This is a genomic window from Aurantimonas sp. (assembly GCF_964217435.1).
Classification (GTDB): Bacteria; Pseudomonadota; Alphaproteobacteria; order Rhizobiales; family Rhizobiaceae; genus Aurantimonas; species Aurantimonas coralicida.
This window is the reverse complement of the sequence record NZ_CAXPJM010000012.1, coordinates 80866-106272: the sequence shown is the minus strand read 5'-3', so window position 1 is coordinate 106272 and position 25407 is coordinate 80866. Positions and strand designations below refer to the sequence as shown.

Sequence of the window (25407 nt, the reverse complement as noted above, 5' to 3'; positions counted from 1 at the left end):
GTCAGGCCGAGCAGCCATCCGCGCCGGCACGCCAGCGGGACAGGTCGGCAGAGATGCGGGCCGCGACGGGCTCGCCCATCAGCGGACCGTAGGTGTCGATGGCGGTCGAGCCCTTGCGGCCTTCGACGACCAGAAGGGGCTTCGATTCCGGCTTGCCGCGCGGCACCAGCAGGAAGCGCGGCCGGCCCGAGAAGGACGAGAGTTCCGGCGCGAGGCTGTAGGGCGCGAAGGCGGCGTCGCCGGATTTGAACCAGCAGCGATTGGCCGTCAGGGTCAGGCGTTCCATCCGGTCGAGACCGGTGTCGTCGCCCGTGGCGGCATCGCCGATCGCAGCGCCCGGCTTGGCCGCGCAGGCGCCCAGCAGTGCGGACAGGGCGAGGGCGGCCAGAAGCGCGGCGGGCCGCAGGGCGGGCTGGCTCACGCGGCGAGACGCGAGGTGATGCCGAGCGCGCTCTCGAAGATTGCGCGGCCGTCGGTGCCGCCATGCTCGGGTTCGATGAGGTTCTCGGGATGCGGCATCATGCCGAGGATGTTGCCGTCGGCGTTGACGATCCCGGCGATGTCGCGGATCGCGCCGTTCGGATTGGTGCCCTCGGCGTAGCGGAAGACGACGCGGTTCTCGCCGTCGAGGCGGGCCAGCGTCTCGTCGTCGGCGAAGTAGTTGCCGTCGTGATGGGCGACCGGGCAGCGGATGATCTGGCCGTCGGTGTAGTTGCCGGTGAAGCGGGTGGCAGCGGTCACCACTTCGAGCTTCACGTCGCGGCAGACGAAGCGCAGCGTGTTGTTGCGCATCAGCGCGCCCGGCAGGAGCCCGGCCTCGCACAGGATCTGGAAGCCGTTGCAGACGCCCAGCACCGGCACGCCGCGCGCGGCCGCCTCGGCGACCGCCCGCATCGCCGGCGCACGCGCCGCGATGGCGCCGCAGCGCAGGTAATCTCCGAAGGAGAAGCCGCCCGGGATGACGATGAGATCGACATCCGGGATCGTCGTCTCCGTCTGCCAGACCGTCTGCGGCGCCCGACCGGTGATGGCGGTCAGGGCGGCGATCATGTCGCGATCGCGATTGAGGCCGGGGAGAAGGACGACGGCTGTTTTCATGGGTGCGGCTCGAAAGGTGAGGACGATCCGGCGGCTGCCTCAGGCGACAGCCACCGCTCTGAACGGTCGAAACGAGGCCGTCGACGCTCTCAGGCGATCTCGACGGTGTAGTTCTCGATCACCGGATTGGCGAGCAGCTTGTCGCACATGGCGTCAAGCTGGGCCTGTGCGGTCTCGCCATCGGTGCCGTGGAGTTCCACGTCGAAGACCTTGCCCTGGCGGACCGATCCGACGCCGTCGAAGCCGAGATGGCCCAACGCGCCCTCGATGGCCTTGCCCTGGGGGTCCAGAACGCCGTTCTTCAGCGTGACGACAATGCGTGCCTTCATCACGATATCCGCCTGTCTCTCGAATAGACCAGTTTCAACGCCGGTACCGGCTGCTTGACGGCACGGCGCCGCCTCACTTGACCAGTACCGGCCCCGAGGGGCGGGGTGGCTCGTTTTCGTTCATGATGCCGAGACGCCGCGCGACTTCCTGATAGGCCTCGACGAGGCCGCCCATGTCGCGGCGGAACCGGTCCTTGTCGAGCTTCTCTTGGGTCTGCACGTCCCACAGGCGGCAGGAATCGGGAGAGATCTCGTCGGCAACGATGATCCGCATCATGTCGCCCTCGTACAGGCGCCCCATCTCGATCTTGAAATCGACGAGCTGGATGCCGACGCCGAGGAAGAGACCGGAGAGGAAGTCGTTGACCCTGATGGCCAGCGCCATGATGTCGTCGATCTCCTGCGGGCTCGCCCAGCCGAAGGCCGTGATGTGCTCCTCGGAGACCAGCGGATCGTCGAGCGCGTCGGCCTTGTAGTAGAACTCGATGATCGAGCGCGGCAGCACCGTGCCTTCCTCGATGCCGAGACGCTTGGCCAGCGAGCCGGCCGCGACGTTGCGCACCACCACTTCCAGCGGGATGATCTCGACTTCCTTGATCAGCTGCTCACGCATGTTGAGCCGCTTAATGAAGTGAGTCGGGATGCCCATCTTGTTCAGGTGGGAGAAGATGTATTCGGAGATGCGGTTGTTGAGGACGCCCTTGCCGTCGACAACCTCGTGCTTCTTCTTGTTGAAGGCGGTGGCATCGTCCTTGAAGAACTGGACCAGGGTGCCGGGTTCGGGGCCCTCGTAGAGGATCTTGCCCTTGCCTTCGTAGATACGGCGGCGACGTGTCATTATGCAGCTCTATCGTGGTGGAGGCGCCGGCCCTGGCCCGGCGCGAAGACGTCTGACGACTATGCCGCTCATTAGCCCAAACGGCGGACCTTAACAATCGTCGAGGGATGGCTTGCTCGGGAAGTCGTGCGGTTGTGCGCACAAATCAAGGGCGCAGGCGCCTGTTCACGACCGAATGCGGCTTCAAAACATCGGCCGCAGCCGGTAAGGATCAGCTAGGCCGAAGGGTTTCGTCCGGCCGATTGTACAAGGAGGATACGATGTCGCTGAACGACCGCGAGCGGGACTTCGAGTCGCGCTACGCCCATGACCAGGAACTTCGCTTCCGTATCGAGGCCCGGCGCAACAAGCTGCTCGGCCTCTGGGCGGCAGAGCTTCTGGGCAAGACCGGCGACGACGCGAAGGCCTATGCACAGGAGGTCATCAAGGCGGACTTCATCGAGGCCGGCGACAACGACGTCTTCCAGAAGATCCGCAAGGATTTCGACGACGCTGGCGTGGACCAGTCGGACCATCAGATCCGGCGGCACATGGCCCAGTTCCTCGGCGAGGCCGAGACGCAAGTCCACACCGAATAGAATGGCCCTTCCCAAACTTCGCAGCCGCCTCGGCGAAGGCGGCTTCGTGCTGTCGTGCTGGCTCGGCATGCCCGAACCGCTCGTGCACGAGGCGTTCCTGCGCGCCGATTTCGACGTGGCGACCTTCGACGTCCAGCATGGCCTCTTCGATGTCGGCTCCCTGCGGGTGGCGATCGAGCGCGCCGTCCTCCTCGACAAGCCGGCGCTGGTGCGCCTGCCGATCGAGGACCGGTCGCTGGGCGCGCGGTGCCTGGATTTCGGCGCCACGGGCCTGATCATGCCGATGATCGAGACGGCCGATGATGCCCGCGCCTTCGTTGCGGCGGTGAAATATCCGCCGGTGGGCCTGCGCTCCTACGGCCCGACCCGTGCGGCGCAGCTGCACGCTTACGGGAACCGCGGCGGCTACGTGCCCGAGGCCCGCACCGAGACGCTGGCCTTCGCCATGATCGAGACCGCCGCTGCCCTCGACAATCTGCCGGAGATCCTCGCCATCGAGGGGCTCGACGGGATTTTCGTCGGCCCGTCGGATCTGTCGATCGCCCTGTCCGGGGACGGCACGCTCGATCCGGGCAGCGAGAAGACGGAAGCCACGATCCGCGATCTCGCGGCATCGGCTGCCGCGGCCGGCAAGATCGCGGCGATCTATGCGATGACGGCCGAGGACGCCAAGCGCTATCGCGGCTACGGCTACCGGATGGCCTGCGTCGGATCGGATTTCGGCGTGCTGTCGGCCGGGGCGGCTGCCCTGGCGAAGGCGGCGTCCGCCTGAGCCTGACCTGAAGTGCCTGACGCCGTTCGCGGCGTCAGGCCGGCACGGTCAGCCGCGACATGAACTTGCCGAAGGTCAGGAGACCTTCCGGCCATGGCCCATGCCCGCTGTCGGCATTGATATGGCCTGCCTCGCCGGCATCGATGAACAGCGATCCCCACGCGCCGGCAATGTCCTCGGCGCTTTCCAGCGACGAGAAGGCATCGTCGCGACTGGCGACCACGACGCTCGGAAAGGGCAGCGGGTCGCGGGGATAGGGGCCGAAGGTCATCAGATGGCGCGGCCGGATCGCATCGTTCTCGACGTCTGGAGGCGCGACCAGGAACGCGCCCGAGATCCGGTTGCGGAACTGGGGGATCGCCTGCACCGTGGCGGCGACGCCGAGCGAATGAGCGACCAGCACGATCGGCCGCGTCGATTCGTTGACGGCGTCGGCGATGGTCCGGGTCCAGTCGTCGCGCACCGGCTTGGTCCATTCGGCCTGCTGGACGCGGCGCGCGGTCGACAGCTTGCGCTCCCACCGACTTTGCCAGTGGTCTTCGGGTGAGCCCTTGTATCCGGGCACGATGAGAATATCGGCATCTGCAACTCGCATCGGACCCAGATGCGGTCGGTCGTCAGATGTGTCAAGGCGCGGCTTGCGAAACCCGTCCCGGTCCCTAACCAGTTGCTACCTTGAGAAGTTGTCGCGCCAGGGCAGGTGACAGGCCGACGAGGCGGCGCAGCAGCGCCGTCTGCCCGACCCAGATCTCCGGCTCGGCCCGGGCCAGGCCGCGCATGATCCGGTCCGCCGCCTTGTCCACCGGCATGCGGCCGCGCGGGACGCTTGCGGTCATCGGCGTCTCGACCACGGGCAGCAGGATCTCGGTGATGGCGAGCCGGCCGCCCGCCTTCTCGGCCTGGTAGCGCATCGACTGGGTGAAGCTGCGCAGGCCCGCCTTCGTGGCGCAATAGACCGGGTGGGGAACGGTCGGGGCGACGGCCAGCCCGCTGGTGTTGTTGACGATCATCGCGCTGTCCAGCCGGCTCAGCGGCGCGAAGAGACGCTGGCAGATGCGGATCGGTGCCCACAGATTGACGGCGATCTGGGCCTCGGCGTGCGCGTCCAGCGTCGCGGGGTCGCTGCGGGCGAGATCGCCGCGCTCGGATATGCCGGCGTTGTTGATGACGACGGAGAGGTCCGGATGGCGGGCGAGGAGACCGTCGAGCGCGCCGTCCAGCGCCGTCATGTCGGCCAGATCGACCGGCTCGTGAATGCGCGACGGGTGAGCGGGATCGGGCGGGCGCCGCGACCAGACGACGACTTTGCAGCCCAGCGCCGCCAGCCTTTCGGCGAGCGCGGCGCCGACGCCGCTCGACCCGCCGGTCAGGAGGATCGTCCGGCCCGAAAGGGCAAAGCGCCGCGCCATTCGGGCCGTCAGTCGGCCGGAAGGGTGACGGGCGCTTCGTCCGAGGGGGGCTCGCTGGTCTCGGTCGAGACGCCGGCCGCGTCGCGCGTGCCCTCGTCGGGGGTGGCGGTGAAGAACAGGAAATAGGCGATCGCGGCGACGACGATGACGGTCAGTGCGATCCAGAGCGTGTGATGGCGCCGGTTCGGGCGCGAGGGGCCGCGGGGTGTGGACATGGCTCTTCCTCCCGGTTGATCGGCTGCGACCGGCGGTTGCCGGATGCCGGGCGCAGCCCTCATCCTGCCAACCGCCGGTGGCGTCGATTGTTCCGGATGCGGCGCGTCAGCCGGCGCGGCCGAAGACCCGTTCGAAGATCGTGCCGACATGCTTGGTGTGGTAGCCGAGGTCGAACTTTTCGCGGATGGTCGCCTCGGGCAGCGCCTTGGTAACCTCCGGATCGGCCAGGAGCTCGGTCAGGAAGTCCTTGTCCTCTTCCCAGACCCGCATGGCGTTGCGCTGGACCAGCCGATAGGAATCCTCGCGCGACACGCCGGCCTGGGTGAGCGCCAGCAGCACCCGCTGGGAATGGACGAGGCCCTTGAACTTGTTGAGATTGGCCAGCATCCGGTCGGGATAGACCAGCAGCTTGTCGACGACGCCGGTGAGGCGGGCAAGGGCGAAGTCCAGCGTGATCGTCGCGTCCGGGCCGATATAGCGCTCGACCGAGGAGTGGGAGATGTCCCGCTCGTGCCAGAGCGCGACGTTCTCCATCGCCGGCATGGCGTAGGAACGGACCATGCGGGCAAGGCCGGTGAGGTTCTCGGTCAGCACCGGGTTGCGCTTGTGCGGCATGGCCGACGAGCCCTTCTGGCCGGGGGAGAAATACTCCTCGGCTTCCAGCACCTCGGTGCGCTGCAGATGGCGGACTTCCGTTGCGAGGCGCTCGATCGACGAGGCGACGACGCCGAGGGTGGCGAAGAACATCGCATGGCGATCGCGCGGGATGATCTGGGTGGAGACCGGCTCGACGGTCAGGCCCATCGCCTTGGCGACATGCTCCTCGACCCGCGGATCGATGTTGGCGAAGGTGCCGACGGCGCCGGAAATGGCGCAGGTGGCGATCTCGGCGCGGGCCGCGACCAGTCGCTCGCGGCAGCGCTCGAACTCGGCATAGGCGAGAGCCAGCTTGACGCCGAAGGTGGTCGGCTCGGCATGGATGCCATGCGAGCGGCCGATGGTGATGGTGTCGCGATGCTCGAAGGCGCGGCGCTCCAAGGCGGCCAGCAGCGCGTCCATGTCGGCGAGCAGGATGTCGGCCGCCTTGGTCAGCTGCACGTTGAAGCAGGTGTCGAGCACGTCGGACGAGGTCATGCCCTGATGCACGAAACGGGCGTCGGGGCCGACGATCTCGGACAGATGGGTCAGGAAGGCGATGACGTCGTGCTTGGTCTCGGCCTCGATCGCGTCGATCCGGTCGATGTCGAAGGTCGCGGCACCGCCCTTTTCCCAGATCGTCTTCGCGGCGCTCTCCGGGATCACGCCCAGCTTGGCCAGCGCATCGCAGGCATGGGCCTCGATCTCGAACCAGATCCGGAATTTCGTCTCCTGCGACCAGACGGCGACCATGTCGGGGCGGGAATAGCGAGGGATCATCGGCTGATATCTTTCGAAGACGAGCAGGAGAAGGGATGCGCGCCGTCTACCAGACGTTTCGAATCGCCTCAACGGACTCGGTGTTCAGTCCATCGGTACGGGATTGGCGATGTAGCGCAGGTCCGGGCCTTCGAAGCCGACCTGTTCGACGGCGATGATGGCGACCGCGGCGAAGCTGCCGTCGGGGCGCTCGAGCACCCGCACTTCGGCAACGCTGTAGTCGAGCGGGCAGCCGCGGCTCTGGGGAATGCTCGTATCCTCATGGACGAGGCGCGCCGTGGCGCCGGGCTCGGCGGCGATCCGCACCAGCCGGTAGCCGGCCGTCTCGCCGAAATCGCCGCAATGGCTCGGACCGGCGAGGGACAGCGTCTCGATCCGCAACTCGACGGGACGATCCGGCGAGGGGGCGATGGCGCGGGGCAGGAACTGCGCCCGGTGCGGATCGTCCGACAGTTCGGTCGCCGGCTTCGCGAAGACGAGCAGGCCTGCATCGGGCCGGGGATCGTGCTCGGCGAACAGCGGCGCGGCCCGGCTGCGGGCCTCCTCGCGCGCCATGTCGAGGGTCGCGTTCTCGTCGTCCAGCCGCACGCGGATGGGCGAGGGGACGATGAACCGGTCATCGGCGAGGTCCAGGAAGAAGATCTCGGCATAGGGAAAGCCCGATCCGTCATGGATGCCCGACTGGCCGAAGGCGTAGACCTGGCCGTCGGACGAGAAGCCGAAGGATTCGAGGCTCGCGAAATCGCCGGCCTTCGCCATTGTCGGGCCAAGGGCGAGGGCCGCCAGGACCAGCCAGCGGAAAAGACCCGTCGTGAACCGCGTCGGCATGTGGTCTCTCCCGATGTCGTTGTGTCCGGTCCGCCTAGGCCGTCGACCAGACCGGCAGCCGATCATACGCTGTCGCACGGGCCGCCGATACGCCCCGGGCGATGGCGCGCGCCATGGTCGCTGCGGCCGCGGCGGCGAGCTCCATCCGATCGATAGGGGCCGGCGCGATGCCGCTGGTGCCGGTGGCGGCGGCAAAGACCAGGTCGCCGTCGAAATCGGTATGGGCGGGCCAGATTGCTCTCGCGAAGCCGTCCTGCCCGGCGATCGCCAGGCGTTTGGCCGCGGCCTTGTCGAGCACGGCGTCGGTGACCACGATCCCGATCGTGGTGTTGCTGCCAGGGCGCGGGTCGAGCTTGGTGCGAACCGTGGCCGCATACGCCGGCAGGGGCATGGGCAGGCCGAGCCCGCCGAACTCGTCCGCCATCTCGAAGGGGGCTGCCCAGAAATGCCGGCCGGTGCCGATGGTGGGGGAGCCGACCGCGTTGACCGCGACGAGTGCCGCGACGACGATGCCGCTCGGCAGGAGCGTCGAGGCGGTGCCGAGGCCGCCCTTGAAGGTCGCGGTGGTGCAGCCGATGCCAACGCCGGCGGTGCCGATGGCGAAGTCGGCGGACGCGCTGCTGGCTGCGGCATAGCCGAAATCGCGATAGGGCGGATAGCGGTCCCAGCCGGCGCGCTTGTCGCCGCCATTGGCGAGGTCTAACAGGATCGCCGCCGGCACGATGGGTACGCGCACATCGCCGACGGCAAAGCCGCGGCCGGCCTCCCGCAGGAAGGCCTGCACCCCCGAGGCGGCATCGAGGCCGAAGGCGGAACCGCCCGACAGCACCAGCGCGTCAATGCCGGCAACGGTGTTTTCGGGCGCGAGAAGATCGGTCTCGCGGGTCCCCGGTGCGCCGCCGTGAACGGCGACGGAGGCGACCGCCGGCCGGTCGAACAGCACCGCCGTCGTGCCGCTCTTGAGGGCCGCGTCACCGCCATGGCCGACGCGCACGCCCGCGATATCGGCGAGGCTGTTGCGTGGTCCCGGACGCCAGACGCCGGACAGGGTCTCAGCTCCCGCCGGTTTCGGCGAAGCGGCCGCCGCGCCATTCGAACACCCGGTAGAGATCGAGGTCGGAATCGCCCTTGGCATCGAAGCCGATCTCGCCGAGACGCGTCGGGAAGCTGTCGGCGCTGAGGATGTCGGGCAGGGGGCGGCCAGCCTCGGCGGCGCGGCGGGCGGCCGTCACGGCGATCTCGGTCGCGGCGAAGGCCGGGCCGAAATAACCCTGCGGCGGCAGGTCCGCATTCGCCTCGTCGGCGGATGCCAGCTCGGGGAAGCTGGTGCGCGGTGCGACGGCGATGACGCCCTCGGGCAGCGGCGCGTCGAGGCTGGTCTCGTCGAGCAGTTCCTCGCCGCCGATCACCTGCAGCGCCAGGCCGTTGGCGGCTGCGTCGCGGATGATGATCGCCACGTCCGGCCGGTTGCCGGCGATGAAAAAGCGGCTGATGCCGGTTCGTTCCAGCCGGCGCACGAGGCCGAACTGCTTCTCCTCGGCCGGGCGGTAATTGTCGACGCTCTGGGGTTCGATGCCGCGGTCGCCGAGGAGTCGGCGCACCGTGTCCGCAAGGCCGCGCGCGGCGATGGAGCCGTCGTCGATCAGGCCCAGCGGCTCGCCCGCCCAGCGATCGGTCAGGGTCCTGGCGATCGCCGCGGCCTCGGCGTCGGAGCGCGGCGCGATGCGCCAGACGAGATGGCCGGTGCGCTCGCGCCGGTCGGTCAGGCGGTTTGCGCGCACGCCGACATCGATCACCGGAATGCCGGCCTCGGTCAGCACCGGCAGCGCCGCCTCGATCGCCTCGGCGCAGAGAAAGCCCACCACGGCGCTCGCATTCATCGCGACGAAGGTCTCGGCGGCCTGCCGCCCGCCCTCGGTCGAGCATTTCGTGTCGGCCTCGACGATCTCGATGCCGGCGCCCTGGCCAGTCGTGCCGGCGGCGGCCCGCGCACCGGCGACGAGCTGGGTGCCGAGAATCGCCTGGCTGTCGCTCAGCGGCGCGGCGACGCCGAGAAGGACCGGCGTCCCTGCGGTCGTGTCATCGGCCGTCTGGGCGGTCGCCGGGGACGCGGACCAGAGGCCGGCAACAGTCAGGATGGCGAGGAGGGCGGCGGGGCCGAAGGGGCCGGGACGGAACTGCAGCATGGTCATGGGACAAGCCTACAGCAGCGGGCGGTCGAGCGGAAACGGCTTTCGCCGGCAGGCGGGCGCGCACACCGCAAAGGACAGTGCGTTGCCGGCGGGAATGCGGCGCGCCCCCGTGCGAAACCGATCCGCGCGCCCTATGTTTACCCGCAAAGCTCCGGGATTCGGTCCCGCAATGTATGGACGATGGTTTGCTGACGACTTCGACAATCGACCGCGACAGCTTCCGCGACGCGATGAGCCGCTTTGCGGCGGCGGTACATCTGGTGACCACCGACGGGCCGGCCGGCCAGCGGGGCCTGACGGTCTCTTCCGCCTGCTCGGTCTCCGATTCGCCGGCAACGCTCCTGGTGTGCCTCAACATGTCGAGCCCGGAGAACGACCGCTTCGAGGCCAATGGCAATTTCGCCGTCAATCTGGTCGCCGCCGCCGACGAGCCTGTGGCCCGGGCCTTTGCCGGCGAAGGCCAGCTGGCGCCCGAAGAGCGGTTCGCCAAGGCCGAGTGGGACACGCTGCAGACCGGCGCGCCCGTCCTCACATCGGCGCTGGCAAGCTTCGACTGCCGGCTGATCGAGGCGAGCGTCGTCGCCACCCACCGTGTGCTGATCGGCGAGGTCGTGGCGGTTCGCACCAATCCAAGGGCGGCGTCGCTGGTCTATCTCGACCGGGCCTACCGCCACCTCTGAGCGGCCGCGAGCCGGCCGACGACGCCATCTGCGTGAAGGAAGCGACGTGACACATTCATTGCCGGCATCCATCGACGAGACCGAACAGCTGCTCGACAGCCAGAACTACGTGGCGGACCGGGCGCTGGCGACGGTGCTGTTCCTCGCGCTGAAGATGGGCCGGCCGCTGTTCCTGGAAGGCGAGGCGGGCGTTGGCAAGACCGAGATCGCCAAGGTGCTGGCCGCCGCGCTCGACCGGCCGCTGATCCGGCTGCAGTGCTACGAGGGGCTCGACGTCTCCTCGGCGCTCTACGAGTGGAACTACGCCGCGCAGATGATCGAGATCCGCATGCGCGAGGCCTCGGGCGACATTTCCCGCGACGCCATGCGCTCGGAGATCTTCTCCGAACGCTTCCTGATCCGCCGGCCGATCCTGCAGGCGCTGGAGGGCGAGCCCGGCCGCGCGCCGGTGCTGCTGATCGACGAGCTCGATCGGACCGACGAGGCCTTCGAGGCGTTCCTCTTGGAAATCCTGTCCGACAACCAGGTGACCATCCCCGAGCTCGGCACCATCCGCGCCGCCGAGCCGCCAATCGTCATCATCACCACCAACCGCACCCGCGAGATCCACGACGCGCTGAAGCGCCGCTGCCTTTATCACTGGGTCGATTATCCGGCCTCGGACCGCGAGCTTGACATCGTGCGCCGCAAGGCACCTCGCGCCAATGCCGAGCTGTCGGCCGAACTCGTCGCCTTCGTCCAGCGGCTGCGTGGTATCGACCTGTTCAAGGCGCCGGGCGTCGCCGAGACGATCGACTGGGCCAATGCCCTCACCGAACTGAACGCCATCGCCCTCGATCCGGCCCATGTCTCCGACACGCTCGGGGTGCTGCTGAAATACCAGGACGACATCCAGCGCATGGAGCGGGGCGAAAGCCGCGAGATCCTGACCGAGGTGAAGCGCGAACTGGCGAAGGCGTCCTGACGCCATGGCGAATGCGGACCCGGAGGATGGCGCGCCGGCAATTGCCGACCCCGAGGGCCGGCTGGCCGACAATATCGCTTATTTCGCCCGCGCGCTGCGCAAGGCGGGGCTGAAGCTCGGTCCGTCGGCCACACTGGACGCCATCGCGGCGGTGAAGGCGGCGGGCCTCTCCTCGCGCGACGATTTCTACTGGACCCTGCATGCCGTGCTGGTCTCCCGGCACGAGGACGACGCCGTCTTCAACGAGGCGTTCCGGCTGTTCTGGCGCTCGCGCGAACTCATCGAGAAGATGATCGCGATGTTCTCGCCCACCGCGCCGCCGCGGCCCTCCAAGCCCGAGAAGAAGCGCGCCGGCGAGGATCGTGCCGCCGAGGCGATGTTCGAGGGCGCCAGGGAGCGGGTGACGAAGCAGGAAAAGCCGGAGATCGAGATAGACGCGAGCCTCACCGTCTCGGGCAACGAGGTGCTGCGCCAGAAGGATTTCGCCCAGATGAGCGTCGCCGAGGTCGAGGAGGCCAAGCGGGCGATCGCCGCCCTGCGGCTGCCGCGGGACCGGGTGCGTACGCGGCGCTTCCGCAGCGATCCGCGCGGCGCCAAGATCGATCCGCGGGCGATGATGCGTGCGTCGATGCGCACCGGCGGCGATCTCGTCCTGCCGAAGTTCCGCTCGCCGCGCGAAGTGCATCCGCCGCTGGTGGTTCTGGCCGACATCTCCGGCTCGATGAGCCAGTACAGCCGGATCTTCCTGCATTTCCTGCATGCCCTGACCGAGCAGCGGCGGGGCGTGCACACCTTCCTGTTCGGCACGCGGCTGACCAACGTGACCCGCCAGATGCGCCACAAGGATCCCGACGAGGCGCTGGCCGATTGCGCCGGCGTGGTGCGCGACTGGTCCGGCGGTACGCGGATCGGCGAGGCGCTGGCCGAGTTCAACCGGGTCTGGTCGCGCCGGGTGCTGACGCAGGGCGCGGTGACGATCCTGATCACCGACGGGCTGGAACGCGACAGTGTCGACGACCTCTCGCAACAGATGGAGCGGCTGCATAAATCCAGCCGGCGGCTGATATGGTTGAACCCGCTGCTGCGGTTCGACGGTTTCTCGGCCCGGGCGAAGGGCGTGCGGGCCATGCTGCCGCATGTCGACGAGTTCCGCGCGGTACACTCGCTGGAGGCGATGAGCGCGCTTTGCGCGGCCTTGTCGGAGGGCGGCGACCGCAATACCGATCCGCGCCGCTGGATCGCGGCGGCCGATCGCGCAGCCGCGGCGGCCTGAGCCGCAGGCCGACCGGCAGGATGCTTGAAGGAAGACGCAAGATGAGCCAACCAGAATTCGACGTCCTGAAGACCGCGGAAGCCTGGGCGGGCGAGGGGCGCAGCCTCGCGCTGGCCACCGTCGTGGAGACCTGGGGCTCGGCGCCGCGTTCGACCGGCAGCCATCTGGTGATCGATGCCGAGGGCAATTTCGAGGGCTCGGTCTCCGGCGGCTGCGTCGAGGGGGCGGTGGTCGCCGAGGCCGTGGACGTGATCGAGGCCGGCGCGCCCCGCATGCTGGAATTCGGCGTCGCCGACGAGACCGCCTGGCGCGTCGGGTTGTCCTGCGGCGGCCGGATCCGGGTCTATGTCGAACGGGTGAACTGATGGACCGGGCGCTTCTTTCCGCACTCAATGCCGAGCGCGAGGCCCGGCGCGCCGCGGTCGTCGTCACCGAGCTCGCCACCGGCACCCAGCGGCTGGTGCGCGAGGCCGAGGTGGCGGCCGATCCGCTGGCCGAAGAGATCGGCCGGGTGATCCGCTCCGGCAAGTCGGGGATCGTCCAGACCGGCGACGGCGAGGCGTTTTTGAACGCCCATCTGCCGCCGGCCCACCTCGTGGTGATCGGCGCCGTCCATATCAGCCAGGCGCTGGCGCCGATCGCGCGGCTGGCCGGCTACGATATCGAGATCATCGATCCGCGCACCGCCTTCGCCACGCCGGAGCGCTTTCCCGACATCGCCCTCCATGCCGAATGGCCGGAGGACGTGCTCAAGGATCGTCCGCTCGATGCCTATACGGCGGTCTGCGTGATCACCCACGATCCGAAGATCGACGATTATCCGGTGATCGCGGCGCTGAAGGCCGGCTGCTTCTATATCGGCGCACTGGGCAGCCGGAAGACCCATGCCAAACGCGTCGACCGGCTGGTGGAGGCCGGCATCGCGCCGCATCAGATCGACCGGATCGAGGCGCCGATCGGTGCCGATATCGGCGCCGCCACGCCGGGCGAGATCGCCGTCGCCATCATGGCCTCGGTCGTCGAGGCCTTCCGCAAGCGCAAGATGTTCGCCGATCGCCGGGGCGAGACCGAGGCCGCATGATCTTCGGGGAGGTCGCTCTTGCCGATGCCGAGGGCGCGATCCTCGCCCATTCCAAGGCGCTCGACCGCAACCGGCTGAAGAAGGGCACGCGGCTGTCGGCCGACGATGTCGCGCGGCTGCGCGAGGCCGGGATCGCGACGGTGGTCGCGGCGCGGCTGGAGCCGGGCGACCTGACCGAGGACGAGGCCGCCGCCGCGATCGGCGCGGCACTGGCCGGCGCCGGCGTGCGGGCGGGAGCGGCCGCCACCGGGCGGGTCAATCTCTTCGCCGAGCCCGCCGGGCTGTTCCTGCCGGATCGCGGCGTCGTCGATGCGCTGAACGCCATCGACCCGGGCATCACGCTGGCGACACTTGCCGAACATGCCCCGGTCGGCGCCGGCCAGATGGTGGCGACGGTGAAGATCATTCCGCTCGCCGTCCCCGGCGCGGCCGTCGACAGGGCGGTGCGGCTCGTCGCGGACAGGGCGGCCTTCCGGCTGGCGCCTTTCGCGGCGCGGCGCGTGGCGCTGATCCAGACCGAACTGCCGGGCGTCAAACCGAGCGTTCTCGACAAGACGCGGCGAGCGACGGAGGCGCGGCTGGCGCTCTCCGGCTCGATCATCGGCGAGGAGATCCGCTGCGCCCACGACACGGCGGCGCTGAAGGACGCGCTCGAAGGGCTCGGGCCCGCCGACATCACGCTGGTCTTCGGCGCCTCGGCGGTGATCGACGCCGGCGATGTGATCCCGGCGGCGATCGTGGCGGCCGGCGGCGCTGTCGACCATCTCGGCATGCCGGTCGATCCCGGCAATCTCCTGCTGCTCGGCCGGCTGGAGGGGCGTCCGGTGCTGGGCGCGCCGGGCTGTGCCCGCAGCCCCAAGGAAAACGGATTCGACTGGGTTTTGAATCGCCTGCTGGCCGATCTTGCGGTGTCGGGCGAGGACATCCGCCGCATGGGCGTCGGTGGGCTCCTGATGGAGATCGCCTCGCGTCCGCAGCCGCGCGAGGCGCTGCCGAAGGAAAGCGAGACGCGAGGCCCAGCAGATGCCGGATGATGCCCGGCCGGTCGTCGACGTGGTGATCCTCGCCGCGGGCCGGTCCAGCCGCATGGGCGGGCCGAACAAGCTGCTCGCCACCTTCGACGGGGTGCCGCTGGTGCGCCGCTCGGCCGAGACCGCGCTCGCATCCGGCGCTCGCCATGTTCGCATCGTCGTCGGCCATATGCGCGCAGAGATCGGCGCGGCGCTGGCCGGGCTCGACGTGTCGCTCATCGAGAACCCCGCCTATGCCGACGGCCTGTCCACCTCGCTGAAGGCAGGCTTTGCCGCTTCCGTCGAAGCGGGGGCGGACGGCGTGCTCGTCATGCTCGCCGACCAGCCGCAACTCAGGCCCGCCGATCTCGACCGGCTGATCGCCGCGTTCGCGCCTGTGGGCAAGGGCGCGATCGTCGCCGCCTCGGATGGTGGCAGGCGGCGCAACCCGGTGCTTCTCTCCGCTGGCTTCGCCGACGAGATCGCGGCGATTGCCGGCGATGTCGGCGCGCAATCGGTGATCGCGGCGCATCCGGACGCGCTGGTCACGGTGGAGATCGGCGCGGCGGCCAGCGTCGATGTCGATACGCCGGAGGCTATGCGCGCGGCGGGCGGGGCGATCGCCTCCGGCTGACATGCCGCCTCGGCGCGCCATCGCGTCGCAGTTGATCGTTCGGCCCGCGGCGGCATCTGCCGGTCTCGACGCAATCAGGGAAGGCCGGCACGATCATGGGCAGATATCTCATCTACGGCGGCAATGGCGGTATCGGCGAAGCCATCGCCCGGCGCCTGGCGACGGCCGGTCACGACCTTGTCCTTGCCGGCCGCAACGACGAGGAACTGCAGGCGCTGGCCGGCGAGATCGGGGCGCAGACAGTGACCTGCGACGTGACCGACGACAACGCCATCGCCACCGCGGCCGAGGCGGCGGGGGAAATCCTCGACCGGCTGGTCTATGCGGTCGGGACGATCAATCTGAAGCCCTTCGCCAGGTTGAAGGGCGAGGACTTTCTTAATGATTTCAACCTGAACGCGCTGGGTGCTGCGAAAGCGATTCAGGCGTCACTGCCGGCATTGCAGAAGGCGCGGGACGGGGCGAGCGTCCTCCTGTTCTCCACCGTCGCGGTGGATCAGGGTTTTGCCGCCCATGCCTCGATCGCCATGGCCAAGGGCGCCGTCGTCGGGCTGACCCGCTCGCTCGCCGCCGAGTTCGCGCCGCAGATCCGGGTCAATGCCATTGCGCCGTCGCTGGTCGACAGCCCGCTCGGCAAGCGCGTCGCATCCAACGAGAAGATGGCCGAGGCGGTGGCGAAGATGCACCCGCTGCCGCGTCTTGGCCGGCCCGACGACATCGCGGCGATGGGCGAGATCCTGCTCACCGATGCCGGGTCCTGGATCACCGGGCAGGTCATCGGCATCGACGGCGGGCGTTCGACCCTGCGCGTCGCGCGCGGCTGACCGGGGCAGGGGCGGGGAGCCCGGTGCCGGGTTCGGTCTGCGTCACGGATGCGCGATCGGCTTGCCAGGCTTTAACGAAGCGTTAACCATAGGGGCAGAGCATCCAAGTGCCGGTTCATGCCGGCCGGCACAGCCAAGGAGCTTGCCGATGCACACCCGCAACGTCGATCCCCAGTTCGAGAACATGCTGAAGGGCTTCGGCCTGACGACCGCCGAAGTGCTTTACCGGATGCCGGACCATCCGGATTTCCTGCAGAGCTTTTCCTGGCAGTTCGAGGACATGGCCCCGAGCTATCCACGCCTGAAGCGCTTCCTTGACCATTGGGACCGCGAGATCGAGGCGGCGATCCACTCGGTCCGGGTCATGCATGCCGGCCTGATCCGGCCGCGCGAGATCCGGCTGGTCAAGGATGGCGGTCACCTGCACTGAGCGAAAGCGCGCCTGGCATCGCCGCTGCCGGACGAGGCTGCGGCGGGCCGGTGTCTCTCATCCTCAGATCAGGCGCAGGCCCTTCAGGCTGGCATGGCCGTTCTTGCCGATGATGATGTGGTCGTGGACGGCGATGCCGAGGGGCTTTGCCGTGTCGATGATGGTGCGGGTCATCTCGATGTCGGCCCGCGACGGGGTCGGGTCGCCCGACGGGTGGTTGTGGACGAGGATGATGGCGGTGGCCGACAGTTCCAGCCCGCGCTTGACCACCTCGCGGGTATAGACCGGCGTGTGGTCGACCGTGCCGGTGCCCTGCACCTCGTCGGCGATCAGGGCGTTCTTCTTGTCGAGGAACAGGATGCGGAACTGCTCGCGGGTCTCGTAGGCCATGGCGGCCTTGCAATAGTCGAGCACCGCCGACCAGGACGACAATACCTCGCGCTGCCTGACGGCCGAGCGCATGGCCCGCTGGTTGATCGCGGCGACGATGGCGATGTCGCGGGCAACGCTCTCCTTGACGCCCGGCACCTCGGTCAGCCGCCGCGGCGGGGCGTTCAGCACCTCGCCCAGCGAGCCGAAGCGAGCGATCAGCGCCTTGGCGATCGGCTTGACGTCGCGGCGCGGAATGGTGCGGAAGAGGACGAGTTCGAGGAGTTCGTAATCGGCGAGGGCATCGGCGCCGGCCTCCGTGAAGCGGGCGCGCAACCGGTCGCGGTGGCCGAGATGATGGTCGGTCTTCGCCGGATCCCGGGATTTGCGGGAGCGTCCGCCCGATGGCGCGCCGGCCTCCTGAAGACCGGTGAAACCCGGTTCGTCGTCGGAGGCCGCGGCGGTCATCGTGCCGGAACTAGCTGGCCGCGGCGGCGGTCAGCGGCTCGACCGTCAGGCCCGGCGTGTCGAAGCCACCCGGCGACAGGGTGAACACCTCGCAGCCGGTTTCCGTGACGCCGACCGTGTGCTCGTACTGGGCGGACAGCGATCGGTCGCGGGTCACGGCGGTCCAGCCGTCGGAGAGGATCTTCACATGCGGGCGGCCGATATTGATCATCGGTTCGATGGTGAAGATCATGCCGGGGCGTATCTCGGCGCCTTCGCCGCGGCGGCCGTAATGCAGGATGTTCGGCGCGTCGTGGAACAGCTTGCCGACGCCATGGCCGCAGAAGTCGCGGACCACCGAGCAGCGCTCGGATTCGGCATAGGTCTGGATCGCCTCGCCGATGTCGCCGATATGGCCGCCTGGCCGCACCGCCTCGATGCCGATCATCAGCGAGCGGTAGGTCACGTCGCACAGCCGTTCGGCGGCGCGCTTGACACGGCCGACCGGATACATGCGCGAGGAATCGCCATGCCAGCCATCGACGATGAAGGTGACGTCGATATTGACGATGTCGCCTTCCTTCAGCGCCTTGTCGTTGGGAATGCCGTGGCAGACCACGTGGTTGATCGAGGTGCAGACGCTCTTGGTGTAGCCGCGATAGTTCAGGGTCGCGGGCACCGCGTCGTTGGCGAGGCCGAACTCCATCACGTAGCGATCGATCGCATCCGTCGTCACGCCCGGCTCGACGATGCCGGCCAGCCCGTCGAGGCAGCGGGCGGTGAGCTGGCAGGCCTTGCGCATGCCGGCGAAGGCCGCTTCGTCATAGAGACGGATCGCCCCCGTGTTGCGGGTCGGATTCGCTTCGGCTTCGAGATAGGTGGTCATGGCTGGCGCGCGCTGTCGACGATCGGAAGGATGGTCGTGGGTCGGATATCTGACAGATTGATGTCGCACCGAACGGCATGGGCTTCAACCCCTCGTTCGCGGGCGAGGGCGAATGCCGCGGCATAGGCCGGGTCGAGATCGGCGGCAAAGGCCACCCGGTCGCAGTCGCCGCGCTGGACGACATAGAGCATCATCGCCCGGTCGCCGGCCGCCACGCGATCGCCGAGTTCGTCGAGATGGCGGGCCCCGCGGGTGGTCACGCAGTCGGGAAATTCGGCCAGCCCCGGCCGGCGCATCAGGTGGACGTTCTTGACCTCGACATAGATCGGCTGGCCGTCCGGCGCCTGGTAAAGCAGGTCGACGCGCGACCGGCGACCGTAGTTCACCTCGCGGCGGGCCGCGCCGAAACCGGCCAGCGGCGGCACAAGTCCGGCGGCGATGGCCTCTTCGGCAAGACGGTTCGGCAGGGCGGTGTTGATGCCGACCAGCGTGCCGTCGGCCTCGACGATCTCGAGGGTCAGCGGCAGCTTGCGCTTCAGATTGGCCGAGCGCGACAGCCAGACCCGCGAGCCCTCCGCCTTCAGCCCCATCATCGCGCCGGGATTCGGGCAGTGGACGGTGACAGGCTCGCTCTCGCCGTCGATCACCACATCGGCGAGGAAGCGCTTGTAGCGCAGGACGAGGCGCGCCGGGATGAGCGGGGAGGGGAAGCTGACCATGGCTGCCGATAGCGGCGGTGGTCGGCCGGCGTCAATGCGGCGCGCCGGTTCGGGGCCATTGACGACGACGGCGACGACGAAGGACGCCGCGCGTCGCGCCCGGCTGGGATCGCCAGCTCAGGCCTTGATCTGCACGTAGCTGCCGGGCGCGTCCTCGATCGGCTTCAGCTTGCGGCCGCCGGGCTTGCGCGCCTTGACCTTGGTGCCGGACAGGGGCGCGATCCATTCCTGCCAGTGCGGCCACCAGGAGCCGGGCGTCTCCTTCGCCGCCAGCAGCCAGTCCTCGTATGTGTCGACCTCCGTGGGGGCAGGGCCCGTCCAGTACTGGTACTTGTTCTTCTCGGGCGGATTGACGACGCCGGCGATGTGGCCCGAGCCGGACAGGACATAGGTGACGTTCGAGCCGAAGGCCCGGCAGCCGGTGAAGACGCTGCGCGCCGGGGCGATGTGGTCTTCCTTGGTCGCCAGATTGTAGATCGGGATATCGACCTGCGAGAGGTCCAGCCGGTGGCCGCCGATCTCCATCTCGCCGCGCGACAGCCGGTTCTCCAGATAGCAATTGCGCAGGTAGAACAGATGGTTCGCCTTCGGCATGCGGGTGGAATCGGCGTTCCAGTAGAGCAGGTCGAAGGGCAGCGGCTCCTTGCCGCGCAGGTAGTTGTTGACGAAATAGGGCCAGATCAGATCGCCCGAACGCAGGAGGTTGAAGGCCGTCGCCATCTGCGAGCCTTCCAGATAGCCCTTCTTCTCCATCGCCCGCTCCAGCGACTGGAGCTGCGGTTCGTCGACGAAGACCTTCAGGTCGCCGGCATGGGTGAAGTCGATCTGGGTGGTCAGAAAGGTGGTCGAGGCGATCCGTGTGTCGCCGGTCGCCTTCAGATAGGCGAGGGAGGCGCCGAGGAGCGTGCCGCCGACGCAATAGCCGATCGTGTTGACCTCTTTCTGATTGGTGGCCGCCTCGACCGTGTCGAGGCCGAAGACGATGCCTTCCTCGATATAGGCCTGCCAGTCCTTCATCGCCTGCCGGTCGTCGGGATTGACCCAGGAGATGACGAACACCGTGTGACCCTGGCCGACCAGCCAGTTGATGAAGGATTTCTCCGGCTTCAGGTCGAGAATGTAGAACTTGTTGATCCAGGGCGGCACGATCAGCAGCGGCCGCTTGAACACGGTTTCGGTCTGCGGCGCGTACTGGATGATCTGGCACACGTCGTTCTGGGCGACCACCTTGCCGGGGGTCAGCGCCATGTCGCGGCCGACCTTGAAGGTCGAGGCGTCGGACTGGCGCAGGCGCAGGGTGCCGCCGCCGGCCTGCATGTCCTCGGCGAACATCTTCATGCCGCGCACCAGGTTCTCGCCGTTGGAGGCGACGGTCTCGCGGTAGAGCTCGGGATTGGTCAGGACGAAATTCGACGGCGACAGGGCGTTGCTCACCTGCCTGAGATAGAATTCCGCCTTGTGGCGCGTATGCGGATCGAGGCCCTCGGTGCGCTCCAGGAGATCGTCGGCCCAGCGTGTCGTCAGGATGTAGACCTGCTTCACGAAGTCGAAGAACAGGTGCTCGCTCCACTGCTTGTCGGCAAAGCGCTTGTCGCCCTTGGGCGTCTCGACCGGATTGACCGGCGCCTCGCCGGCCATGCGCCGGATCGAGTTGTTCCAGACATTCATGTAGTTGGAAAAGAGCGCGGTCTGGGCTTCCACCGCCCGGGTCGGGTCGGTCAGCCAGTATTCGGACACCTTCGACAGGGTCTGGACGATCTCGCCCAGCGACACCGGATTGTCCTCGACGATCTCGCCGCGTTCGCGCGGGCCCACCCAGGCCGAGGCTGCCTTGCCGACCTCTTCCAGCACATGCGCCATGTTGCGCGCGAAGGCCTCCGGATCCTTGACGACGAAGTCCGGGTCGGGACCGGCGCCGTTTTGCGGCCCGGCGTCGTTCGGCTGCTTGGTCGTCGTCATGCGGCATCCTCCCATGCGGTGCGGGCGTGCTGGTTCCCAGTCTGGCCCGAGGTGCCCGGCCATTGTGTCGAGGATCGGCTCCCGCCACAATCGGGCACCCAAGCTTTTGTCAAAGCCCGACCTCTAGGATATGAGGTGTGACGCTGTTTCAAGAAGGCCTGATGGCTATGCTTCCGCTTTCCGTTATCCGTCCGTTCGCGATCGTGCTGGCGCTATTGCCGGCCGCCGCCTGTCAGTCGGAGAACACGTCCGTCGGCGCCCTGCGCCTCGCCGCCTCGCCGGACGTGCCGAGTTCGCAGCGGACCGACGCGGACGGTTATCCGCTGCTCGGCGCCTATCCGGGCCGCGCCGCCGAGCAGCTGACCGACGCCGAGGTGCAGGCCGAGCAGGCCCGGCTCGCCGCCACCGCCGGCCAGCATGCCAGCGCGGCGGCGCAGCCGAGCGGCTTCGACGGCAAGATCCAGCGCGCCCAGTCGGTGCGCCAACAGCAGGCCGCGGAGATGGAAGCGGTGCTGGCCACCGAGCCGACGCCGCGCGATGCCGCCGGCAAGCGGCCGGCGCGCACCGGGCCGACGCCCGAGGAAGTCTTGCGCCAGATCGAGGCCGGGCAGTAACAGGCCTTTCGCCGACTAAATTTCCGCGACCGGCCCACCCGACGACCGGCCCAATCCCCGACCGGCATTGCGCCGAGGACCGAATATCATGGAAGAATTTCACAAGATCCGCCGGCTTCCGCCTTACGTCTTCGAGGAGGTCAACCGTCTGAAGGCGGCGGCCCGCGCCGGCGGGGCCGACATCGTCGATCTGGGCATGGGCAATCCCGACCTGCCGACGCCGAAATTCATCGTCGACAAGATGTGCGAGGCGATCCGCGATCCGCGCACCCACCGCTATTCGGCCTCCAAGGGCATCGCCGGGCTGCGCAAGGCGCAGGCGGCCTATTACGCCCGCCGCTTCGGCGTGACGCTGAACCCCAACACCCAGGTGGTGGCGACGCTCGGCTCGAAGGAAGGCTTCGCCAACATGGCGCAGGCCATCACCGCGCCCGGCGACGTGGTGCTATGCCCGAACCCGACCTATCCGATCCATGCCTTCGGCTTCATCATGTCGGGTGGCACGATCCGCGCGATCCCGGCCAAGCCGGACGACGACTTCCTCGTCGCCATCGACCGGGCGGTGCGCTACTCGATCCCCAAGCCGATCGCCATCATCCTCAACTACCCGGCCAATCCGACCGCCTTCGAGGCCGATCTCGACTTCTATCGCGAGATCGTCGCCTTCGCGCGCAAGCACGAGATCGTCGTCCTGTCGGATCTGGCCTATGCCGAGATCTTCTTCGACGGCTCGCCGCCGCCCTCGATCCTCGAGGTGGAGGGCGCGATGGACGTGGCGGTGGAGTTCACCTCCATGTCGAAGACGTTCTCCATGCCGGGCTGGCGGATGGGCTTTGCTGTCGGCAACGAGCGGCTGCTGGCGGCGCTGGCGCGGGTGAAGTCCTATCTCGATTACGGCGCCTTCACGCCGATCCAGGTCGCGGCGACCGCGGCGCTGAACGCCGGCGACGAGGCGATCGAGGAGGTGCGCACCATCTATCGCCGCCGCCGCGACGTGCTGGTCGATTCGTTCGGCCGCGCCGGCTGGAACGTGCCGTCGCCGTCCTCGACCATGTTCGCCTGGGCGCCGCTGCCCGAAGCCTACCGCCACATGGGCTCCTTGGAATTCTCCAAGCTGCTGATCGAGAAGGCGGATGTGGCCGTCGCGCCGGGCATCGGCTTCGGCGAGCACGGCGACAGCCATGTGCGCATCGCGCTGGTCGAGAACGAGCATCGCATTCGCCAGGCGGCCCGCAACATCAAGCGCTTTCTTGCCACCGGCGCCGAAGCCGGGCAGAAGGTCGAACCCATCGGCGCCGGCTCCTGACCTCGCCGGCTATTTCGACGCAAACATCGACAGGGACGTCATGAACAGCCCATTGCGGCTCGGCATTGCCGGGCTTGGAACGGTCGGCGCGAGCCTTGCCCGGCTGATCGAGACCAGGGCCGAGCCACTGGCCAACAAGGCCGGTCGTGCGATCCGCACCACCGCCGTCTGCGCCCGCGACCGCAGCCGCGACCGCGGCTTCGACACTTCCGGCCTCGCCTGGTTCGACGATCCGGTGAAGCTGGCGGCGGAAGCCGACATCGACGTCTTCGTCGAGCTGATCGGCGGGTCGGAAGGCCCGGCACTGGATTCGGTGAAGGCGGCCCTGAACCGCGGCCTGCCGGTGGTGACCGCCAACAAGGCGCTGCTCGCCCATCACGGCGTGACCCTGGCGCGGCTGGCGGCCCGCAAGAAGACCGAGATCCTGTTCGAGGCGGCGGTCGCCGGCGGCATCCCGATCGTCAAGACCATGCGCGAGGCGCTGGTCGGCAACGATGTCAGCCGCGTCTACGGCATCCTCAACGGCACCTGCAACTACATGCTGACCCGCATGGAGAAGGAGGGGATCGCCTTCGACGCATGCCTCGCCGATGCCCAGCGGCTCGGCTATGCGGAAGCCGACCCGACCTTCGACATCGGCGGCTTCGACGCGGCCCACAAGCTGGCGATCCTGACCTCGCTCGCCTTCGGCTGCGAGCTCGACCTGGAATCGGTGTTCATCGAGGGCATCGAGACGGTGACCAACGACGACATCGCCGCCGCGGCCGAGCTCGGCTACCGCATCAAGCTGCTTGCCGTCGCCATGCGCACCGATACCGGCATCGAGCAGCGCGTCCATCCGGCGATGATCCCGGCCGATTCCGCCCTGGCGCGGGTCGACGGCGTGACCAATGCGGTGGCGGTCGACAGCGACTTGCTCGGCTCGATCCTTCTGGCCGGCCCGGGTGCCGGCGGCGAGGCGACCGCCTCGGCGGTGCTGTCGGACGTCATGGACGTCGCCGGCGGCACCCTGCGGCCGACGCTCGGCATGCCGGCGGCCAATCTGGCACCCTACAAGCGGGCCCGCATGCGCGCCCATGAGGGCGGCTACTACATTCGCCTGTCGGTGCTCGACCGGGTCGGCGCCTTCGCCTCGATCGCGCGGCGCATGGCCGAGAGCAAGATCTCGCTGGAATCGATCGTCCAGCGGCGGCGCGACGAGACCGCCGACGCGTCGATCGCGCCGGTCGTGCTGGTCACCCACGAGACCACCGAGGCGGCCGTTCGCAAGGCGCTGGAGATGGTGTCCAAGGACGGGCATCTGTCCGGCGAGCCGAAGATGATCCGCATCGAGGCGCTCGACTGAGCGCTTCATTCGCCGGAGGGCCCGGGAGGCGGCTTCTCCGGCACGGTGACCGGTGACATTGTGCTTTCGCACATCCGGCGCATATCAGGCCTGCACGCCCGGCACTGACAGGATTCGGGCGGCGGGGACGCGACGAGGGAGAGACGCGCGATGACCAGGGCACCTGACGAGACCGGCACGCTGGACCGGATTCTGACGCTCGAAATCGCGCGGGTCACCGAGCGAGCCGCCGTCGCGGCGGCGCATCTGCGCGGGCGCGGCGACGAGAAGGCCGCCGACCAGGCCGCCGTCGACGCCATGCGTTCGGAGCTCAACACGCTGGCCATCGAGGGCGTCATCGTCATCGGCGAAGGCGAGCGCGACGAGGCCCCGATGCTGTTCATCGGCGAACAGGTCGGCACCGGCGAGGGGCCCTCGGTGGACGTCGCGCTGGATCCGCTCGAGGGCCGCACGGTCTGCGCCAAGAACCTGCCCAACTCGCTGGCCGTCATCGCCATGACCGGGCGCGGCAGCCTCCTGAACGCGCCGGACGTCTACATGGAGAAGATCGCCGTCGGGCCGGGTTATCCGGAGGGCGTGGTCGATCTGGCCCAGCCGCCCGAGGTCAATCTGCAGGCGCTGGCGAGGGCCAAGGGCGTCGCGGTCTCCGAGATCACCGCCTGCATCCTGGACCGGCCGCGCCATGCGCCGCTGATCGAGGCGGTGCGCGAGGCCGGCGCCGCCATCCGCCTGATCGGCGACGGCGACATTGCCGGCGTCATCCACACCACAGATCCCGAGCAGACCGGCATCGACATCTATATGGGCATTGGCGGCGCACCCGAGGGCGTGCTGGCCGCTGCGGCGCTGCGCTGCACCGGCGGCCAGATCCAGGGCCGCCTGCAGCTCAACACCAACGACAAGCGCGCCCGCGCCGAGAAGATGGGCATCTCCGATCCGTACCGGATCTACTCGACCCATGAGATGGCCTCCGGCGACGTGATCTTTGCCGCCACCGGCGTGACCGACGGCAATCTCCTCGACGGCGTGCGCTTCTACAACGACCGCATCGTCACCCACACGCTGCTGATGCGCTCGCGCTCGCGCACCGTGCGTGAGATGCGCGCCTATCACCACGACAAGTCCAAGTTTCATCTGTGAGCAGTCGCGGGGACGGCCTTGCGCCGCCCCGCCGCCATCGCCACAACAGC

General features: G+C 68.5%; 30 protein-coding genes. 15 read left to right on the top strand and 15 right to left on the bottom strand.

Annotation, left to right across the window (positions count from 1 at the left end):
- Position 1 precedes the first annotated feature (1 nt).
- The 4 genes from ACEQX1_RS06695 to purC all read right to left on the bottom strand — a co-directional run bounded on the left by ACEQX1_RS06695 (position 2) and on the right by purC (position 2265).
- A complete protein-coding gene (locus ACEQX1_RS06695; RefSeq protein WP_370194808.1) occupies positions 2-421 on the bottom strand; it encodes a hypothetical protein in 420 nt (139 codons plus the stop codon).
- Complete coding sequence (gene purQ, locus ACEQX1_RS06690; RefSeq protein ID WP_024348593.1) at positions 418-1098, bottom strand: phosphoribosylformylglycinamidine synthase subunit PurQ; 681 nt, start codon at positions 1096-1098, stop codon at positions 418-420. Before purQ ends, ACEQX1_RS06695 begins: the two co-directional genes overlap by 4 nt.
- A gap of 89 nt (positions 1099-1187) precedes the next feature.
- Positions 1188-1430, bottom strand: a complete 243-nt coding sequence (gene purS, locus ACEQX1_RS06685) for a phosphoribosylformylglycinamidine synthase subunit PurS (RefSeq protein ID WP_024348592.1) — start codon at positions 1428-1430, stop codon at positions 1188-1190.
- Positions 1431-1500: 70 nt separating this feature from the next.
- Entirely contained in the window at positions 1501-2265 is a 765-nt protein-coding gene (purC, locus tag ACEQX1_RS06680) for a phosphoribosylaminoimidazolesuccinocarboxamide synthase (RefSeq protein WP_370196638.1), read from the bottom strand.
- A 260-nt stretch (positions 2266-2525) separates the two neighbouring features.
- On the opposite strand from purC, the gene ACEQX1_RS06675 reads away from it, so the two are divergent.
- Positions 2526-2843, top strand: a complete 318-nt coding sequence (locus ACEQX1_RS06675; protein WP_024348591.1) for a DUF1476 domain-containing protein — start codon at positions 2526-2528, stop codon at positions 2841-2843.
- A 1-nt stretch (position 2844) separates the two neighbouring features.
- Positions 2845-3615, top strand: coding sequence for an HpcH/HpaI aldolase/citrate lyase family protein (locus ACEQX1_RS06670; protein WP_370194811.1), 771 nt, complete (start codon positions 2845-2847; stop codon positions 3613-3615).
- A gap of 34 nt (positions 3616-3649) precedes the next feature.
- On the opposite strand, the gene ACEQX1_RS06665 is transcribed toward ACEQX1_RS06670, so the two are convergent.
- From ACEQX1_RS06665 to ACEQX1_RS06635, 7 genes are all read right to left on the bottom strand, one after another.
- A complete protein-coding gene (locus ACEQX1_RS06665) occupies positions 3650-4210 on the bottom strand; it encodes an alpha/beta hydrolase (protein WP_009209039.1) in 561 nt (186 codons plus the stop codon).
- A gap of 64 nt (positions 4211-4274) precedes the next feature.
- Complete coding sequence (locus ACEQX1_RS06660) at positions 4275-5024, bottom strand: SDR family NAD(P)-dependent oxidoreductase (protein ID WP_370196637.1); 750 nt, start codon at positions 5022-5024, stop codon at positions 4275-4277.
- Between the two features lie 8 nt (positions 5025-5032).
- Entirely contained in the window at positions 5033-5239 is a 207-nt protein-coding gene (locus ACEQX1_RS06655) for a hypothetical protein (protein WP_370193168.1), read from the bottom strand.
- A 106-nt stretch (positions 5240-5345) separates the two neighbouring features.
- Positions 5346-6656, bottom strand: a complete 1311-nt coding sequence (gene purB / locus ACEQX1_RS06650) for an adenylosuccinate lyase (protein ID WP_188077344.1) — start codon at positions 6654-6656, stop codon at positions 5346-5348.
- 84 nt (positions 6657-6740) lie between these two features.
- Complete coding sequence (locus ACEQX1_RS06645) at positions 6741-7484, bottom strand: DUF2259 domain-containing protein (RefSeq protein WP_370193166.1); 744 nt, start codon at positions 7482-7484, stop codon at positions 6741-6743.
- A gap of 34 nt (positions 7485-7518) precedes the next feature.
- The gene (locus tag ACEQX1_RS06640; protein WP_370193174.1) at positions 7519-8532 is read right to left on the bottom strand and encodes a P1 family peptidase; all 1014 of its coding nucleotides are present in this window, start codon (positions 8530-8532) and stop codon (positions 7519-7521) included.
- 4 nt (positions 8533-8536) lie between these two features.
- A complete protein-coding gene (locus tag ACEQX1_RS06635) occupies positions 8537-9676 on the bottom strand; it encodes an ABC transporter substrate-binding protein (protein ID WP_370193164.1) in 1140 nt (379 codons plus the stop codon).
- A 185-nt stretch (positions 9677-9861) separates the two neighbouring features.
- Between ACEQX1_RS06635 and ACEQX1_RS06630 the strand changes: the two genes are divergently transcribed.
- The 9 genes from ACEQX1_RS06630 (at position 9862) to ACEQX1_RS06590 (ending at position 16572) form a co-directional block, all read left to right on the top strand.
- The gene (locus tag ACEQX1_RS06630) at positions 9862-10356 is read left to right on the top strand and encodes a flavin reductase (RefSeq protein WP_338083199.1); all 495 of its coding nucleotides are present in this window, start codon (positions 9862-9864) and stop codon (positions 10354-10356) included.
- A gap of 46 nt (positions 10357-10402) precedes the next feature.
- A complete protein-coding gene (locus tag ACEQX1_RS06625) occupies positions 10403-11320 on the top strand; it encodes a MoxR family ATPase (RefSeq protein ID WP_187391496.1) in 918 nt (305 codons plus the stop codon).
- 4 nt (positions 11321-11324) lie between these two features.
- A complete protein-coding gene (locus tag ACEQX1_RS06620) occupies positions 11325-12593 on the top strand; it encodes a VWA domain-containing protein (protein WP_370193162.1) in 1269 nt (422 codons plus the stop codon).
- Positions 12594-12634: 41 nt separating this feature from the next.
- A complete protein-coding gene (locus ACEQX1_RS06615) occupies positions 12635-12958 on the top strand; it encodes an XdhC family protein (RefSeq protein WP_370193160.1) in 324 nt (107 codons plus the stop codon).
- Positions 12958-13674: an XdhC family protein gene (locus tag ACEQX1_RS06610; RefSeq protein ID WP_370193158.1), complete on the top strand. Its 717-nt coding sequence runs from the start codon at positions 12958-12960 to the stop codon at positions 13672-13674. The genes ACEQX1_RS06615 and ACEQX1_RS06610 overlap by 1 nt, the downstream gene beginning before the upstream one ends.
- Complete coding sequence (locus ACEQX1_RS06605; RefSeq protein ID WP_370193156.1) at positions 13671-14708, top strand: molybdopterin-binding protein; 1038 nt, start codon at positions 13671-13673, stop codon at positions 14706-14708. The genes ACEQX1_RS06610 and ACEQX1_RS06605 overlap by 4 nt, the downstream gene beginning before the upstream one ends.
- Positions 14698-15318 (top strand): NTP transferase domain-containing protein, encoded by a 621-nt coding sequence (locus tag ACEQX1_RS06600; protein WP_370193154.1) that lies wholly within the window; start codon positions 14698-14700, stop codon positions 15316-15318. Before ACEQX1_RS06605 ends, ACEQX1_RS06600 begins: the two co-directional genes overlap by 11 nt.
- Positions 15319-15413: 95 nt before the next feature.
- Positions 15414-16142, top strand: coding sequence for an SDR family NAD(P)-dependent oxidoreductase (locus ACEQX1_RS06595; protein ID WP_370193152.1), 729 nt, complete (start codon positions 15414-15416; stop codon positions 16140-16142).
- Positions 16143-16290: 148 nt separating this feature from the next.
- Positions 16291-16572, top strand: a complete 282-nt coding sequence (locus ACEQX1_RS06590) for an usg protein (protein ID WP_051141474.1) — start codon at positions 16291-16293, stop codon at positions 16570-16572.
- 63 nt (positions 16573-16635) lie between these two features.
- Here the strand turns inward: ACEQX1_RS06590 and radC are convergent, their stop codons facing one another.
- The 4 genes from radC to phaC form a co-directional block, all read right to left on the bottom strand.
- Positions 16636-17409 (bottom strand): DNA repair protein RadC, encoded by a 774-nt coding sequence (radC, locus tag ACEQX1_RS06585; protein WP_370193150.1) that lies wholly within the window; start codon positions 17407-17409, stop codon positions 16636-16638.
- A gap of 10 nt (positions 17410-17419) precedes the next feature.
- Positions 17420-18274: a type I methionyl aminopeptidase gene (gene map / locus ACEQX1_RS06580; protein WP_024348573.1), complete on the bottom strand. Its 855-nt coding sequence runs from the start codon at positions 18272-18274 to the stop codon at positions 17420-17422.
- Positions 18271-18993: a DNA/RNA nuclease SfsA gene (sfsA, locus tag ACEQX1_RS06575; protein ID WP_370193147.1), complete on the bottom strand. Its 723-nt coding sequence runs from the start codon at positions 18991-18993 to the stop codon at positions 18271-18273. The genes map and sfsA overlap by 4 nt, the downstream gene beginning before the upstream one ends.
- Positions 18994-19110: 117 nt before the next feature.
- On the bottom strand, positions 19111-20952 hold the full coding sequence (gene phaC / locus ACEQX1_RS06570) for a class I poly(R)-hydroxyalkanoic acid synthase (RefSeq protein ID WP_370193145.1): 1842 nt from the start codon (positions 20950-20952) through the stop codon (positions 19111-19113).
- Positions 20953-21113: 161 nt separating this feature from the next.
- Between phaC and ACEQX1_RS06565 the strand changes: the two genes are divergently transcribed.
- From ACEQX1_RS06565 to glpX, 4 genes are all read left to right on the top strand, one after another.
- On the top strand, positions 21114-21566 hold the full coding sequence (locus tag ACEQX1_RS06565) for a hypothetical protein (protein WP_188077354.1): 453 nt from the start codon (positions 21114-21116) through the stop codon (positions 21564-21566).
- 88 nt (positions 21567-21654) lie between these two features.
- Entirely contained in the window at positions 21655-22872 is a 1218-nt protein-coding gene (locus ACEQX1_RS06560) for an LL-diaminopimelate aminotransferase (RefSeq protein WP_277025159.1), read from the top strand.
- A 40-nt stretch (positions 22873-22912) separates the two neighbouring features.
- Positions 22913-24217, top strand: coding sequence for a homoserine dehydrogenase (locus ACEQX1_RS06555; protein ID WP_370193141.1), 1305 nt, complete (start codon positions 22913-22915; stop codon positions 24215-24217).
- Positions 24218-24367: 150 nt separating this feature from the next.
- Positions 24368-25357: a class II fructose-bisphosphatase gene (glpX, locus tag ACEQX1_RS06550; protein ID WP_187391485.1), complete on the top strand. Its 990-nt coding sequence runs from the start codon at positions 24368-24370 to the stop codon at positions 25355-25357.
- Positions 25358-25407 lie beyond the last annotated feature (50 nt).

What these genes read in the sequence shown, in the direction of transcription:
- ACEQX1_RS06665 (WP_009209039.1), bottom strand. Translation starts at nt 4,210, where the DNA reads ATGCGAGTTGCAGATGCCGATATTCTCATCGTGCCCGGATACAAGGGC.
- purC (WP_370196638.1), bottom strand. Translation starts at nt 2,265, where the DNA reads ATGACACGTCGCCGCCGTATCTACGAAGGCAAGGGCAAGATCCTCTAC.
- purB (WP_188077344.1), bottom strand. Translation starts at nt 6,656, where the DNA reads ATGATCCCTCGCTATTCCCGCCCCGACATGGTCGCCGTCTGGTCGCAG.
- ACEQX1_RS06675 (WP_024348591.1), top strand. Translation starts at nt 2,526, where the DNA reads ATGTCGCTGAACGACCGCGAGCGGGACTTCGAGTCGCGCTACGCCCAT.
- glpX (WP_187391485.1), top strand. Translation starts at nt 24,368, where the DNA reads ATGACCAGGGCACCTGACGAGACCGGCACGCTGGACCGGATTCTGACG.
- ACEQX1_RS06615 (WP_370193160.1), top strand. Translation starts at nt 12,635, where the DNA reads ATGAGCCAACCAGAATTCGACGTCCTGAAGACCGCGGAAGCCTGGGCG.
- radC (WP_370193150.1), bottom strand. Translation starts at nt 17,409, where the DNA reads ATGACCGCCGCGGCCTCCGACGACGAACCGGGTTTCACCGGTCTTCAG.
- ACEQX1_RS06655 (WP_370193168.1), bottom strand. Translation starts at nt 5,239, where the DNA reads ATGTCCACACCCCGCGGCCCCTCGCGCCCGAACCGGCGCCATCACACG.
- ACEQX1_RS06645 (WP_370193166.1), bottom strand. Translation starts at nt 7,484, where the DNA reads ATGCCGACGCGGTTCACGACGGGTCTTTTCCGCTGGCTGGTCCTGGCG.
- ACEQX1_RS06620 (WP_370193162.1), top strand. Translation starts at nt 11,325, where the DNA reads ATGGCGAATGCGGACCCGGAGGATGGCGCGCCGGCAATTGCCGACCCC.
- ACEQX1_RS06605 (WP_370193156.1), top strand. Translation starts at nt 13,671, where the DNA reads ATGATCTTCGGGGAGGTCGCTCTTGCCGATGCCGAGGGCGCGATCCTC.
- phaC (WP_370193145.1), bottom strand. Translation starts at nt 20,952, where the DNA reads ATGACGACGACCAAGCAGCCGAACGACGCCGGGCCGCAAAACGGCGCC.
- purQ (WP_024348593.1), bottom strand. Translation starts at nt 1,098, where the DNA reads ATGAAAACAGCCGTCGTCCTTCTCCCCGGCCTCAATCGCGATCGCGAC.
- ACEQX1_RS06560 (WP_277025159.1), top strand. Translation starts at nt 21,655, where the DNA reads ATGGAAGAATTTCACAAGATCCGCCGGCTTCCGCCTTACGTCTTCGAG.
- ACEQX1_RS06590 (WP_051141474.1), top strand. Translation starts at nt 16,291, where the DNA reads ATGCACACCCGCAACGTCGATCCCCAGTTCGAGAACATGCTGAAGGGC.
- ACEQX1_RS06635 (WP_370193164.1), bottom strand. Translation starts at nt 9,676, where the DNA reads ATGACCATGCTGCAGTTCCGTCCCGGCCCCTTCGGCCCCGCCGCCCTC.
- ACEQX1_RS06670 (WP_370194811.1), top strand. Translation starts at nt 2,845, where the DNA reads ATGGCCCTTCCCAAACTTCGCAGCCGCCTCGGCGAAGGCGGCTTCGTG.
- ACEQX1_RS06610 (WP_370193158.1), top strand. Translation starts at nt 12,958, where the DNA reads ATGGACCGGGCGCTTCTTTCCGCACTCAATGCCGAGCGCGAGGCCCGG.
- ACEQX1_RS06595 (WP_370193152.1), top strand. Translation starts at nt 15,414, where the DNA reads ATGGGCAGATATCTCATCTACGGCGGCAATGGCGGTATCGGCGAAGCC.
- map (WP_024348573.1), bottom strand. Translation starts at nt 18,274, where the DNA reads ATGACCACCTATCTCGAAGCCGAAGCGAATCCGACCCGCAACACGGGG.
- ACEQX1_RS06565 (WP_188077354.1), top strand. Translation starts at nt 21,114, where the DNA reads ATGGCTATGCTTCCGCTTTCCGTTATCCGTCCGTTCGCGATCGTGCTG.
- ACEQX1_RS06660 (WP_370196637.1), bottom strand. Translation starts at nt 5,024, where the DNA reads ATGGCGCGGCGCTTTGCCCTTTCGGGCCGGACGATCCTCCTGACCGGC.
- ACEQX1_RS06555 (WP_370193141.1), top strand. Translation starts at nt 22,913, where the DNA reads ATGAACAGCCCATTGCGGCTCGGCATTGCCGGGCTTGGAACGGTCGGC.
- sfsA (WP_370193147.1), bottom strand. Translation starts at nt 18,993, where the DNA reads ATGGTCAGCTTCCCCTCCCCGCTCATCCCGGCGCGCCTCGTCCTGCGC.
- ACEQX1_RS06600 (WP_370193154.1), top strand. Translation starts at nt 14,698, where the DNA reads ATGCCGGATGATGCCCGGCCGGTCGTCGACGTGGTGATCCTCGCCGCG.